Here is a 13,236-nt window from a genome sequence, read left to right as displayed (position 1 = left end):
ACAGAGCACGGCCGGGTTCAGCGCCGAGGAAATGAGGACCAGGACATGAACGAAGCGACTTCCAGGACACCGGGTCCGCGCTCCCTTCTGGGCGCGACTCGGCGGCAGGTGCGGATACCCACCGGGGATGCGGTGAACATCGGCTTCCTGCCGGAGTCACCGACGACCCCCGTCCTCATCACGCCGGCCGGTCCCGGCGTCGACCTGCCCGGCTGGCTGCGCGCGAACCGGGAAGACCTCGAGGCACAACTGCTGCGGCACGGCGCGGTCCTGCTCAGGGGGTTCCACGCCGGTTCGGTGGAGAAGTTCGAACTGGCCGCCTCGGCGATCTGCAGCACCCTCTTCCCCGAGTACGGGGACCTTCCGCGAGAGGGCGAGTCGGCCCGCGTATACAAGTCGACACCGTATCCGGAAGACCTCTCGATCCTGTTCCACAACGAGAGTTCGCATCTGCCGCAGTGGCCGATGCGGCAGTTCTTCTCGTGCGTCGTGGCCCCGCGGTCCGGTGGCCAGACGCCGATCGTCGACTGCCGGACGGTTCTCGCCCGGATGCGTCCGAAGCTGGCCGAGCTCTTCGCCACCAAGAAGCTCCGTTATGTCCGCAACTTCATCGAAGGCGTCGACGTCAGCTGGTCGCGCTTCTTCGGCACCGACGATCCCGCCGCGGTCGAGCGCAGGTGCGCCGCGGAGGGGACGAGCTTCGAGTGGACGCCGGACGGAGGCCTGCGGACCTCGCGTCAGGCCGAAGCGGTGCTGCGTCACCCCGTGACCGGCGAGGCCGTGTTCTTCAACCAGCTGGCGCTGCACCACCCGTCGTCACTGGACCCGGAAACGCGCTCCTCGCTGCTGGAGATCTGCGGCGATCAGGGGATGCCGCGCAACGTCTTCTGGGGCGACGGCACTGTCATCGACGACGCCCTGGTGGACGAGGTCCGCGACCTGATGGACCGGGAATCGGTCGCCTTCTCCTGGCAGGAGGGTGACGTCCTCGTCATCGACAACATGCTGGTCGCGCACTCACGCAGTCCCTTCACCGGGCCGCGGAAGATCGTGGTGGCGCTCGGCGACATGACCGGCGAGACCGTCGGCGATCAGGAATAGCGATATCCCATTGCACCGACGCCGGTGTCTCGCCGGCGAGACACAGCCGATGCGAGGCCAATCATCCAGCTTCCGCAACGGTGACGGCTGGTTATCGTCACTGTTACGCTGACGGCCGTTTGATCGATTTCTCAGGAGAATTCGTGGCGAATCCGTTCGACGATGAAGAAGGCGCATGCCTGGTTCTGGTGAACGACGAGAACCAGCATTCGCTGTGGCCCGCCTTCAGCGCGGTACCGGCCGGCTGGAAGGTGGTGTACGGCCAGGAAACTCGCAAGAACTGCCTTGAATACGTTTCCGCGCACTGGACGGACATGAGGCCGGCCAGCCTGATCAGGTCGATAATCGATGAACCGCGGTAGAAACGAGTTCCGCTTCAAGAATCTGGTGCTCAGGACGGAAAAAGAGTCATCCGTGAGCAAATCCAGCGCCATCACACTGTTCGGGCGGAACACCGCGGTCTACGCGGACCAGCCGACTGTCTCAGACCAGGAGCAAGCCCTGACTTCACGGCTGCGTTCCCACTTCATGTTCGGCTTCAACCGCTTGCCGGTGCGGGCGATCGGGAGGTCCCAATGACCAGCGCGGCTACGACGATCGCGACAGTGGTCGCGGCAATTCACCGGCGGACGGGCGACGAGCGGACAAGCGTTCTGTATCGGGACGCGGACGGGGTACGCGGACCGCTGGATGTGGATGTCTCGGGCGATCCGACGCTCGTCGCTCTGGCCGAGCGGGTAGCGGCGGAGTGGGACGCGGCGCCGCCCGAGGCGGACTACTACGGTGACGCACGATCGGTGGACGTCGAGGTATTGGCTGCCGACGCGGACACCGAAGAGGCCGGGGCAGCGCTGACCGTACGGCCGGCAGGTGACACGCCGATCGCCAGGCAGGCGCGGCGGGCGGCGGCGCAGCCGGACCTCTGTCTGAGCCGGCTCGATCTGCTGACCGAAGCCGACGAAGCGCAAGTGCGCGGCTTCATGGCCGGCCCACCGGCGAAGGAACTGCGTCCGGTGCCAGTGCTGATCGCCGAGCGAGCCGCGTCGACTCCCGACGCCGTCGCGCTCAGCCAGGGAGACGACCACGTCACGTATCGCGAGCTGATGGACCGATCCGGCGCCCTGGCCGCGGAACTCCACACGGCGGGGGTTCGCACCGGCTCGGTCGTCGCCGTTCTCATGCCCCGCTCCCCGGAAGCCGTGATCGCCCTGCTCGGCGTGCTTCGTGCCGGTGGCGCGTACCTGGCCGTGGATCTCAACGATCCGGCCGAGCGGGTGTGCCGGCTGTTGGCCACCGCCGATGTGCACGTCGCTGTGACCGATCCGGACCTGGCCGTCGGGTTGCCCGACAGGGTGCGGGCCATCCCGTTCGACAGCACGGCGGGGACGACCGTACCGCCGGCGCTTCCTGACCTCCCTCATGAATCTCCGGCCTATGTCTCCTTCACTTCGGGCACTACGGGTCAGCCCCGGGGTGTTCTCGTGCCGCACCGCGCCGTCAGCCGCCTGGTCGCCGACCCCGACTGGCTCGACCCCGTACCCGGCGACGTCTTCCTGCAAGCGGCACCGCTGGCCTTCGACGCCTCCACCCTCGAGGTGTGGGCCCCTCTTGTCCACGGCGCGCGGTTGGCGGTCCTCCCTCCCGGGCCGATGGACATTGACACCCTCGCCGACACCCTGGCCGCCGAGCGGGTCAGCGTGCTGTGGCTGACTGCTGGGCTCTTCCACCAGCTCGTCGCCGCCCGGCCGCGGGCGCTGGCCGGCGTCCGACGGCTGATCGCCGGCGGCGACGTGATTTCTCCGGCTCACCTCAACCATCTGCTGGCCGCCCAGCCCGGCCTGACGTTCACCAACGGTTACGGTCCGACCGAGAACACCACCTTCACGACATGCTGGGTCGCCGACGGCCCGACCGGTGGAGATCCTGTGCCGATCGGCCGGCCGATCGCCGGGACTTCGGTCGCCGTCATGGACTCCCGGATGCGGTTGGTTCCGATCGGTGTACGCGGCGAGCTGTGGGCCGGCGGTGAGGGTGTCGCCCTCGGTTATGTGGGCGACCCCGCGTCCACCGCCGAACGCTTCCTTCCAGACCCGTTCGCCGACCAGCCGGGCCGACGCGTGTACCGGACCGGCGACCTGGTCAGCTGGACCGAGGACGGCACGCTGCTCTTCCATGGCCGGCTCGACGGCCAGGTCAAAATCCGCGGATACCGGGTGGAGCCCGGCGCCGTCGAGACCGAGTTGCTGGCTCACCCAGACGTGCGGCTGGCCGCCGTCGTGGCGCAGCGCGACCCCTCGGGGGATCCTCGCCTCATCGCGTACATCGAGGCACGAGGTGGGGCGGTGCGAAGCCATGCCGATCTCGCGGTCCGCCTGCGAACCCATCTGGCCACGACGTTGCCCGCGTACTCGCTGCCAGCCGCGATCCTGGTCCGCGACGCGCTTCCACTGACGGCCAGCGGCAAGGTGAATCGCCGGGCGCTGCCGGCCAACAGCAGCATCGCGCGTTCGGTGTGGAACGAATACGTCCCGGCCCGCGACGGTCTCGAACAACGCCTGACGGAGTTGTGGGGTGAGGCGCTGAACGTGGAGCCGATCGGGGTCGAGGACGACTTCTTCGAACTCGGCGGGCACTCACTGCTCGCCGCGGAGCTGCTCAGCCAGATGCAGCGCGAGTTCCAGGTCAAGCTGACCGCCCGGACCCTGTACCTGCAACCGACCATCGGCGAGCTGGCCACTCAGATCTCCGACCTCAGCCGGGAGATCACTCGTGACGACGTCTGACTCCATCCACTCGGCGCGAATACCGGGCTGCCCGGTCCACAACGGCGGAATCGACCTCGTTGATCCGATGCTGTACAGCGACGGTGACGCTCCGGCGATGTGGCGTCGCCTGCGTGCCTTGGACACCCTGCACTGGCAGCAGGTGGACGACGAGAACGGATTCTGGTCGGTCGTTTCCTACGACGACGCCGATCGCGTCCTGCGTGACTGGGCCGTCTTCACCTCCGAACGCGGCACTCTTGTGGACCTGCTCGGACACGACGACCCTGCGGGTGGACGGCAGCTCGCCGTGACCGACCCGCCCCGGCACACCGAGATGCGGGGCCGGCTCCAGAAGGCGCTCACCGCGCGCGCTGTCGACCGGCAGCGCGACATGATCACAAGTCTGTTGGTCGAACTGATCGAACCACTCGGCGACGGAGGAGTCTTCGACTTCGCTCAAGCCACTCTGGCTCTCCCCATGGCCGTCAGCGGCACACTGATGGGCATCCCGCGGCGGGACTGGTCGTGGCTGAGCCGGCTGACAACGGTCTGCATCGCCGCCGACGATCCGGAGTATCAAGGCCCGGATGGCAAGGCCGCCACTCTGGAGGCCGCGCACCGCGAGCTGTTCGCCTATTTCCAAGACCTCGTGGAGTTCCGGCGCGCCAACCCCGGCGACGATTTGCTCAGTGTATTGATCGGGACCACTTTCGAGGGGCGCCATATGTCCCCGGGAGAGATCACCTCCAACTGCTACAGCTTGTTGCTCGGTGCGAACGTCACCACACCGCATTCACCCAACTTCGTCATGGCCCAGTTCATCGGCACGGACGTTCTTGACGACTGGGCCGCGCACCCCGAGGTAGACGCGACCGCCACCGAGGAGGCCCTGCGCTGGGCATCTCCGGTCAATCACTTCCTGCGCTACGCCACCCAGGACGTAGTCATGCACAATACGCCGATCGCCGCCGGAGATGCGGTGGTGGTATGGCTCGGTGCGGCCGACCGTGACGAAAAGGCGTTCCCCGACGCCGAGGTTTTCCATCTGAGGCGCAAGCCCAACAGGCACCTAGCCTTCGGGGTGGGGCCGCACTACTGCGTCGGTCACTCACTCGCGCGCCTGACCCTTCGCATCCTGTTCAACGAGCTGTTCGAACGCTTCGATGATTTCCAGGCCGCCGGACCGGCGGAACGACTGCGGTCGAACTTTGTTTCGGGCTTCAAACACATCCCCATAACCGCGAAGCGGCGCATCGGAGGGAGAAAGTCATGAAGGGCATGAATCCTTGGCTGCTGCGCAAGCCCGATCCGTTGGCCACCGCCCGGATATTCTGTATCCCCTACTCGGGCACCGGCGCAGGGATGTACGGCCGTTGGCCGTCCGGCGTGGGCAGTGTCGAACTCGTGCCGGTACAACTACCTGGACGCGCGAACCGGATGCGCGAACAGATGCCGACCACCTACGAAGAGTTGGCCGTGAACCTCGTGGCCGGCCTGGCGCCTTACCTCGACCGGCCGTACGGCTTCTTCGGGCACTGCGGCTCGGCTTTGGCGGCATACCAGGCAGCCGTCCAGGCCGAGGCGACAGACCCGGCCGTTCCGGGCCATTTGTTCATTTCCTCACAGGTGGCGCCGCAGGACGGCCCGACTGGACGGTTCCTGGAACTCGATGACGATGGGCTGACCGACGAACTCCGCATCCTGATCGAAGACCGCGGCGGGAACCCGAGCCCGGAGGTTCTCGAACTGGCGCTGGAAGTCTTGCGTTCCGACATCGAGGTCAACAAACGGTACGTCGTCCCCGAACCCGTCAGGCTGACCATGCCGATCACGACCATTGGCTGGAGCGAGGACCGCGAAGTCCAGCACCACACAATGAGTGGCTGGAACCGGTGCGGAGATACGGATCACCATGTGCTTCCGGGGGCACATTACCGGTTCCTTGACGGACCACCGGAGTTGTTCGAACTGTTCGCCGCCGGGCTGGGTACGAAGGGGGCCTAGTGGCTGCTCGGTCACGGCGCGGGGCAGAGACCAAGTGGTTCCAGCGGCTTGGTCCGGCCCACGAAGCCAGGGCACTGCGCCTGTTCTGCTTCCACTACGCGGGGGGCAGTGCCGCCTCATTCCGAGACTGGCGGTTCCTGCTTCCGCCGTACGTCGAGGTGGTGGCCGTGCAGCTGCCTGGCCGCGGGAACCGCTTCGCGGAGCAACCCTTCCGGGACATGCGACCGCTGGCCGAGGCCGTTGCCGACGCGATGGCCGGAGAGCTGAATCCACCGTATGCCTGTTTCGGATTCAGCATGGGCGCGCGTGTGGCCTTGGCGGTGTCGCACCTGCTGCGCGAGCGGGGCCTACCGCAGCCCTCGCATATGTTCTCCGCGAGCAGTTGCGCTCCTTTCCGAGGCCTGCCGGTGCGTGGCTGGAACGAGTCGGACGAGATGCTGATCGCCTACCTGCGTGAGCTCGGCGGCACAGCCGCGGAAATCCTCGACAACAAAGAGTTGCTGGACATGTATCTGCCAATCGTCCGCGCCGACCTCACCGTCGTCGGCACCTGCCCGCCGCGAAGCGGGCTGCCGCTGGCGGTGCCCCTGCGGGCTTTCGCCGGCACAGACGATACGCAGGCACCACCCGAGCTCATGCGGGACTGGTACCGGGAAACCTCAGGGGCGTTCAGCTTGACCACGGTGTCCGGCGGGCACTTCTTCGACCCCGCCGGCACCACCGAAATGATCAACCAGATCGCGTCCGACCTGGAGTTCACGGTGCGGAATCAAAGGTGATGTCCGGCTCCGCGCCGGAAACCCGCGGTCGGGGTTCCGGCGCGGCCACGGCGAACTCCCACGCCTCGGCCACAAGGTCAGCCCGGCCTCGCCCGCCTACTCCCGACGGCGGCAAAGGCTGTCGTCCTGGCCGACCTCGGTGCGCAGGCAGGAGGCGACTCGGCGGGTCTTGGTGATCATTCCGATGCGGGCGGTGATCTTCTCCGGGGTGTTGCAGTACCTGCCGTGGGCCCCGCGCCGGACTTTCTCCAGGTCTTCGGTGGCGCGGGCGGGACGTTTGGCGCGAGCGGCCTGCTGGCCTGCGGCGTTGCCGGTGGAGTGGACCAGGATCCGGCGCACGGTCGGCACCGGGTCCCGCTTGCGGGGGCCGTTGAGGGTGTGGACGTCCTCCAGCACCCGGTGGACATCGCGCCGGCCGGGGTCCTTGCCCTCGTCGCGGGCAGGTCCTGGACGCCGAGGAGGCGGCCGACGGCTGGTACGCGCTGCTGACCGCGTCGCCACCCGAGCATCGAGCGCACCAAGGAGTCCTGCAGATGCGGCTTGAGGGCGAACTTGCGCCAGCTGCGCCCGATGGTGGACGTCGACAGGCCGGTACGTTCGGTCATCGAGGCCTGTGACCAGTGCGTGTCTTCGCCTGGCGTGGACTCCAAGGTCGCCACGGCGATTTCCGCGACCCGGTCCAAGAGGATCGAGGGCGGTCTTCCCGGGCGTGGCTCGTCGGCCGGCCCGTCCAGGCGGTCTTCGATGAACCGGGCACGCCGGCGGTTCAGCGTCGCCTGGTCGATCCCGAGCTCCGCCGCGACCGGTTTGTTCGTCCCGCCCTCCGCACACCGCAGCACGAACTTCGCCCGCAACGCGAGGAACTGGGCGGTTCTCGCGCGCCGGGCCCACCGGGTCAGCTCTGCGGTCCGTACCCGGAGCGCCTGCGGCAGCAGTTCGGGGGCCTGATCCGGCGGTTCAAGACCGGAGGGCAGTGGCGGGAGACGCCGTCGGAGTTCGGGGCGTGGTCGACCGTCTCCCCTCGCTTCCGGCAGTGGCGTGACGCGGGCGTCTTCGAAGTCCTGATGGAGGGCGCGATCGCGGAGGCCGCGAGGCGGGGCGAGGTGGACTTGTCACTGGTCGGCGTGGACTCCACCACCGTTCGGGCTCACCACGACGCCGCCGGGACGCACCTGGGCCCCGACGCCCTGGCGGCCCGACGGATCATCGGGCGCAAGCGCCACCTCGGCTGCGACGCCCTCGGCCTGCCGCTGACCGTGCTGGTCACCGCCGACGCCTCCGACACCGCAGTCGGCGTGACCCTGCTGTCCCGCATCGCCGCCGCCCACCCGCACATCACAAAGGCCTGGGTGGACGCCGGCTACCGCACCAGCGCCATCGACGCGACGTCCACCCCGTCCAACGCCCGCCCGGCACCCGCGGATTCACGATCGTCCCGAGACGGTGGACCATCGACCGCAGCATCGGCCGGCTATCGCACCACCGACGCCTCGCCCGCGACTACGAACGCCACCCGGAACCACACACGAATCACCGGACCAAACGCTTCAGTCAGAACGTCGAGTCCTCCCGCCGGTACAGGACGCCCTCGCTCCACACCAGGTCGAGCTGGCCCCACTCGATCGCCGACGCGACGTCGGGGAAGAAGCTGCGGCCGTTGTAGTTCGCGCTCGTGTTGCACAGGACCGGGATGCCGCTGCACTTGTAGTACTCGCGCAGGATGGCGTGCAGGTTCGGGTCGTCGGACGCGTTGACGGTCTGCAGCCGTGCCGTGCCGTCCAGGTGCATGACGGCCGGGACGCGGTCGATCCACTCGGGACGGACCCAGTGTTCGAACAGCATGTACGGGTCCGGCGTGCCCGGGTCGAAGACCGTCGGGGCATGCTCTTCCAGGCAGATGGGCGCGACCGGCCGGTAAGGCTCCCGGCTCTTCACGTCGTTCAGGAGCCTCTTCATCGAGGCCTCGACCGCCGAGGCGATGATGCTGCGTCCGCCGAGCGCGCGGGGTCCCAGTTCGGCACGGCCGTCGAGCACGACCGCGGGCTGGCCTGTGGTGTGCAGGATCTGGGCCAGTTCCTCCGGCGTGCAGGGCGACGTGCTCCAGCCGCGCGGCACGTCCGGCGTCGGTTCGAGAGCCGGGCCCAGCCGGGGGCCCCACTGGATCGGCCGGAGCCCCGAGCCGCCGGCCGCGGCCAGGCAGGCCGTGCCGATGGCGACGCCGGAGTCGTCCGGGAACGGCGGCACCCACATGGCCTTGATCGTCGGGTGGGAGCGCAGGGCGCTGTTCCACTTGATGTTCAGCGCGCAGCCGCCGGCGAAGCACAGGTTCCAGGCGCCGCCGCCCTTCCACGCCTGGATCTTCTTGGTCACCCGGTCGATCAGCAGTTCCTCGATGAACGTGTGGACGCTGGCCAGCACGTCCTCGTCGGAGAACCCGAGCGTGGCGGTGCGGGTCTGCACGGCGGAGAGGAACCGGTGTACGTAGGCATGCGACTGCTCACCGGTGCTGCCGCACCCGATGATGGCCCGCCGGTACTCCCGCACCCGCGGCGAGTCGGCGTCGAAGAACTCGAAGAACTCCTCGCGGAAGACCTGCTTGATCCGCTCCTGCGAAGTGCCCAGGGCGATGTACGCCATCATCTTCCCGGCCACGGAGAGGTCGTCGACGTTCTTCGACTTGTTCTGCCGCTTGAACGGGCCCCAGTACTGCGAGGTCATCGAGTAGGTGTGGCCGATGAGCGGGAACGCCTCGCCGCCGGCCTCGATCCGGCCGTCGGCGTCCACGCAGTACAGCCGCGGGAAGCAGCCGCCGTCCCAGACCAGCACCATCGACGGCTCGCCGCGGCGCGCGAACGGGCTGGTGCAGTAGGCCGAGGCCAGGTGACCGGCGACGTGGACGTAGCTGTCGTAGTCCAGCGCCTGGCCGCCGATCACGATCCGGCCGCGGTGGCCCGGCAGCGCCGGGTCGGGGACCAGGTCGGTCTCCCGGTAGGGGGCGACCAGGACCTCGGTCCGGATCCCGCCGGCGAGCACCTTGACGCGCCCGCCGGCGGCGCCGTCCCAGCCGTCCAACGCCCATGTGCCGACGTCGCCGACCTTGAGGTCGAACTTGTCCATGACGCCGACCAGGTCGTCGAGTTCGTCGACGTTGCTGTACCGGGCGCCGTTGGCGATCTTCTGCATCTCGACGTTGAACACCAGACGGTCCTCGTCGAGGATCGCGATGCCGCCGCTCTGCGTGAGCTTCAGGCCTGCTGTGATCATGGTCTTGCGGCTCCCGTATGTCCGAGGGCTGATGTGGTCGTGCCGGAGGTGGTGCTCAGAGGTCGTCATGGTCGGGCCGGTCCAGCCGGGCCAGTGGGCGCTCGCCGTGCGCGACCAGGCCGGCGAGCAGGTTCTGGTAGCGGCGCGCGACGTCGGCGGCGAGGTCGGGAGCGACGACGTCCGTCGCGATCTCGAAGTCGCACCGGAAGCCGTCCGCGCTCTCGATGATGTTCAGCGCCAGGGGGTGGCCGGTGTGAATGATCGGCAGCGGGTCGGCATCCGACACCGTGAGCCCGTCCATCGGGGGCGCCGCCACGCGGCGGTAGAACGAGACGGACGTCGCGAGCAGGTCGGCGCGCAAGCCGGTTCCGGGCGCGAGCTCCACGATGAGGTCGGCGAACGGGTGGTCCTGGGTCTCGAGCCCGGTCACGAGGTGTTCCATGACCTCGGCCACGTAGTCCGCGGCCAGGACGTCCGCCGTCCGCCGCAGACGCAGCGGCAGCAGGTTCGAGCAGTACCCGACCACCTGGTCCAGCTCCTGCGGTCGGCGGGCGGCCAGGACCGGGACGACGATGTCGTCCTGCCCCGTCACCTGGTGCAGCACGGCGCCCCAGGCCGCGACCAGGTAGGCGAACACCGTCGCGCCCTGCTCTCTGGCGGTGACGCGCATCCGGTCGCAGAACTCGGAGTCGAGCCGGACGCTGTGCCGCACCGCCCTGTAGGGGAAGGGCCCGGACGTGCCGGACCCGGGCAGTTCCGGAGCCGCCGCGCCCTGGAGAAGAGTGCGCCAGTAGTCCCGGTGCCCGGCGGCGTCGGGGCCGCCGACGACCCGCTCGTGCCACGCGGCGTAGTCCCGGAACTGCGCCGCGGGCGGCAGCAGAGGCCTGACATCCTGGCAGCCGGCGTTGTACAGCGCGACGAGGTCGTCGACCAGGACGCTGAACGACCAGCCGTCCACCGCGGCGTGCGCCCCGGAGATCAGCAGCAGATGCCGCTCCGGAGCGGTCTGCGCGATCGCGGCGCGGAACACCGGCCCGGCCGCGAGGTCGAGCCGCTGCTCGGCCCAGGACTGCCGGAAGCGGTCGAGGTCGTCGTCGTCCGGGCAGACGTGTTCGGTCAGAACCTCGTCCAGCACCGTCTCCGCAGCAGGATGCACGACGAGCGTCACGCCGTCGGCAGCGAGCGTGGTCCGCAGGGTCTCGTGCCGCGCGACCAGGCCCTGCACGGCGCCGCGCAGCGCGTCCCGGTCCAGCCGACCGTCCAGCCAGAAGCCGACGGACATCTGATACGCCGGCACGCCGCCCTCGTCCAGTGCCGCCTGCTGCCGCTGCGCGAGGGTGCTGCGCGGCGCGGGCGGCGACACCACGGCCCCCGCCGGGGCCGCCCGGCCGGGGCCGAGCACACCGTGCTCCCGCAGCTCGGTGATCGAGTCGCGGACCGCTGCCCGGATGTGGTCGAGGTCGGCCTGCTCGTGCGCCGTGGACAGGAAGAAGTTGCGCAGCTCCCAGACGAACACGCCGCGGTCGAGCAGGTTGAGGTACAGGGGGTCCATGTTCTGTTCGTGCTCGAACCGGAAGAACGAGGAGAACCGGCGGACCTCGATCGGCACGTCGAGCTCGCGGAAGTCGGCCTTCAGCCGGTCGACGAACACCTCGGTCCTGTGATCGAGGTCCCGCTGCAGGGCCGGGCCCTCGCCGCGAAGGTGGTCCAGAACCGCCCGGGCCGCCACCATGGTCATCGGATGCTGGCTGAACGTGCCGGCGAAGAAGGTGGACTCCGCGGTCGGGCGGGAGTCGTCGCCGAAGTCCCACACGCCGCCGTCGATCGTGTCCATGATCCCGTCCCGGCCGGCGATCACGCCGATCGGCATGCCGCCGCCGATGATCTTGCCGTACGTGGCCAGGTCGGCCTCGATGCCGTAGAGCCCCTGGACACCGGCCGGGTGGCAGCGGAAGCCGGTCACCATCTCGTCGAAGATCAGCTTCGTGCCGTGCCGCCGGGTGATCTCCCGAACCCGGCGCAGGAACTCGGGGTTCTGCACTCCGGGGGTGCGGAGGGTCACCGGCTCGGTCATCACCGCGGCGAGCCGCGGACCGTGCCTGTCGATGAACTCCAGGGCCTCGTCGGTGCCGAATTCGAGCACGTGCACGTTCTCCACCGCGCGCGCCGGGATGCCCGAGGTGATCGGCCGGGTGGTCCGCACGCCGTTCTCGGAGGAGGCCGCGGCGAGCACGCTGTCCGCGTGACCGTGGTAGGCGGTGGAGAAGACCACGACGTCGTCGCGGCCGGTCGCGGTCCGGGCGATGCGCAGGGCGGTCATGACCGCTTCGGTGCCGGTGTTCAGGAAGGCGACCCGCTCCATGCCGGTGAGTTCGATCAGGCCGGCGGCGACCTCTTCGACCACCTCGGTGCGCGAGGCGATGAGGAAGCCGAGGTCCAGCCGCTCGCGCAGGGCCGCCATGACGGCGGGCGGGTTGTGCCCGAGGAGGTGGACACCCCAACCCAGGGTGAGGTCGACATACTCGTTGCCGTCGATGTCCCACAGCCGCGCGCCTTGCCCCCGTTCGGCGACGATCGGGTACAGCATCTCCTTGGTCGTCGGCCGGAAGCCGATGGACGAGCGGCTGTCGGCGATCAGCGGGCGGAACCGCTGGGCGAACTCCTTCGAGCCCTTCGTCCTGCTGCCGAACCGCTCGGCCAGGACCTTGAGATACCGGACGCGCTCTGCCGACTCCACGAGGCCGGCTCCGCCGCGCGCACCGGGTGCGAGCGGGGCGGCCGGCCGGGACGAGGCCGGTCGCCCCGCCGGACGGGCCGCGGGCGCCGGTTCGACGACGACCGGTCCGGCGCCCGGGGCGGCACCGCCCGCCAGGAGTTCTAGCTGGCTTCGCATGACGGCGAGCTGTTCGGTGATCAGCCGCTCGACTGCCGTCGTGGCTCCGGGCGCCGACACGGTGTCGGCCGAAACCGGCGCCACCGGCGCGGCTGCGAGGGTCTGCGGCACGTCGACGGCCGCGCCGATCACAGCACCGGTGGCCGGGGTCGCCGCAGCCTCCGGCGGCGTCCCGGCCGGGGCGTTCGCCGCCAGGTGCGCCGCCAGCGCGGCAGGCGTCTGGATGTCGCCGAACAGCTTCCGGAGCGAGACCTTGCAGCCGAAGCGTTCCTCGACCAGCCGCAGCATGCCGAGCAGCGCCATCGAGTCCGCACCGATTTCGGCGAACGAGACGTCCGGATCCAGCGCGTCCGGCCGGATGTCGAAATAGCCGCCGACCATCGCGACGACCTCTGGGAGCAGTGGCTCCACGGTGTTCTCCTCGTGGTTC

9 protein-coding genes and 3 pseudogenes are annotated in these 13,236 nt (G+C 69.1%); 8 read left to right on the top strand and 4 right to left on the bottom strand.

Going from position 1 to position 13,236, the window contains the following annotated elements; translation table 11 throughout:
• Positions 1-45: 45 nt before the first annotated feature.
• From ACIQBL_RS46005 to ACIQBL_RS45980, 6 genes are all read left to right on the top strand, one after another.
• On the top strand, positions 46-1,101 hold the full coding sequence (locus tag ACIQBL_RS46005) for a TauD/TfdA family dioxygenase (RefSeq protein ID WP_401954480.1): 1,056 nt from the start codon (positions 46-48) through the stop codon (positions 1,099-1,101).
• 143 nt (positions 1,102-1,244) lie between these two features.
• The gene (locus ACIQBL_RS46000; RefSeq protein WP_401954477.1) at positions 1,245-1,463 is read left to right on the top strand and encodes an MbtH family protein; all 219 of its coding nucleotides are present in this window, start codon (positions 1,245-1,247) and stop codon (positions 1,461-1,463) included.
• Between the two features lie 213 nt (positions 1,464-1,676).
• On the top strand, positions 1,677-3,884 hold the full coding sequence (locus tag ACIQBL_RS45995) for an amino acid adenylation domain-containing protein (protein WP_401954474.1): 2,208 nt from the start codon (positions 1,677-1,679) through the stop codon (positions 3,882-3,884).
• On the top strand, positions 3,871-5,139 hold the full coding sequence (locus ACIQBL_RS45990) for a cytochrome P450 (protein WP_401954471.1): 1,269 nt from the start codon (positions 3,871-3,873) through the stop codon (positions 5,137-5,139). The genes ACIQBL_RS45995 and ACIQBL_RS45990 overlap by 14 nt, the downstream gene beginning before the upstream one ends.
• Entirely contained in the window at positions 5,136-5,870 is a 735-nt protein-coding gene (locus tag ACIQBL_RS45985) for a thioesterase II family protein (RefSeq protein ID WP_401954468.1), read from the top strand. The genes ACIQBL_RS45990 and ACIQBL_RS45985 overlap by 4 nt, the downstream gene beginning before the upstream one ends.
• Positions 5,870-6,649 carry a thioesterase II family protein gene (locus ACIQBL_RS45980; RefSeq protein WP_401954465.1) on the top strand — a complete coding sequence of 260 codons (780 nt, stop codon included), beginning with the start codon at positions 5,870-5,872 and terminating at the stop codon, positions 6,647-6,649. Before ACIQBL_RS45985 ends, ACIQBL_RS45980 begins: the two co-directional genes overlap by 1 nt.
• A 96-nt stretch (positions 6,650-6,745) precedes the next feature.
• Here ACIQBL_RS45980 and ACIQBL_RS45975 read toward each other — a convergent pair whose 3' ends face one another.
• Positions 6,746-7,045, bottom strand: coding sequence for a hypothetical protein (locus tag ACIQBL_RS45975; protein ID WP_401954518.1), 300 nt, complete (start codon positions 7,043-7,045; stop codon positions 6,746-6,748).
• Positions 7,046-7,218: 173 nt separating this feature from the next.
• Positions 7,219-7,503: pseudogene (locus ACIQBL_RS45970) on the bottom strand (helix-turn-helix domain-containing protein); the annotation flags it as partial.
• Between the two features lie 51 nt (positions 7,504-7,554).
• Here ACIQBL_RS45970 and ACIQBL_RS45965 point away from each other — a divergent pair.
• Together ACIQBL_RS45965 and ACIQBL_RS45960 are read left to right on the top strand one after the other, a co-directional pair.
• Positions 7,555-7,819: pseudogene (locus ACIQBL_RS45965) on the top strand (transposase); the annotation flags it as partial.
• 2 nt (positions 7,820-7,821) lie between these two features.
• Positions 7,822-7,959, top strand: a pseudogene (locus tag ACIQBL_RS45960) (hypothetical protein); the annotation flags it as partial.
• A gap of 241 nt (positions 7,960-8,200) precedes the next feature.
• Here the strand turns inward: ACIQBL_RS45960 and ACIQBL_RS45955 are convergent.
• Both ACIQBL_RS45955 and ACIQBL_RS45950 read right to left on the bottom strand, forming a co-directional pair.
• Positions 8,201-9,913 carry a carbamoyltransferase N-terminal domain-containing protein gene (locus ACIQBL_RS45955; protein WP_401954462.1) on the bottom strand — a complete coding sequence of 571 codons (1,713 nt, stop codon included), beginning with the start codon at positions 9,911-9,913 and terminating at the stop codon, positions 8,201-8,203.
• Positions 9,914-9,968: 55 nt separating this feature from the next.
• Entirely contained in the window at positions 9,969-13,217 is a 3,249-nt protein-coding gene (locus ACIQBL_RS45950) for an aminotransferase class III-fold pyridoxal phosphate-dependent enzyme (RefSeq protein ID WP_401954459.1), read from the bottom strand.
• Positions 13,218-13,236 lie beyond the last annotated feature (19 nt).

The organism is Streptomyces sp. NPDC088350, from assembly GCF_044753545.1.
Lineage (GTDB): Bacteria > Actinomycetota > Actinomycetes > Streptomycetales > Streptomycetaceae > Streptomyces.
Note: the sequence above shows the minus strand (reverse complement) of the source record. Positions and strands in the feature narration are given on the sequence as shown.

Excerpts from the sequence above, each read along its gene's own strand:
- ACIQBL_RS46005 (WP_401954480.1), top strand. The coding sequence starts at position 46 with ATGAACGAAGCGACTTCCAGGACACCGGGTCCGCGCTCCCTTCTGGGC.
- ACIQBL_RS45995 (WP_401954474.1), top strand. The coding sequence starts at position 1,677 with ATGACCAGCGCGGCTACGACGATCGCGACAGTGGTCGCGGCAATTCAC.
- ACIQBL_RS45985 (WP_401954468.1), top strand. The coding sequence starts at position 5,136 with ATGAAGGGCATGAATCCTTGGCTGCTGCGCAAGCCCGATCCGTTGGCC.
- ACIQBL_RS45955 (WP_401954462.1), bottom strand. The coding sequence starts at position 9,913 with ATGATCACAGCAGGCCTGAAGCTCACGCAGAGCGGCGGCATCGCGATC.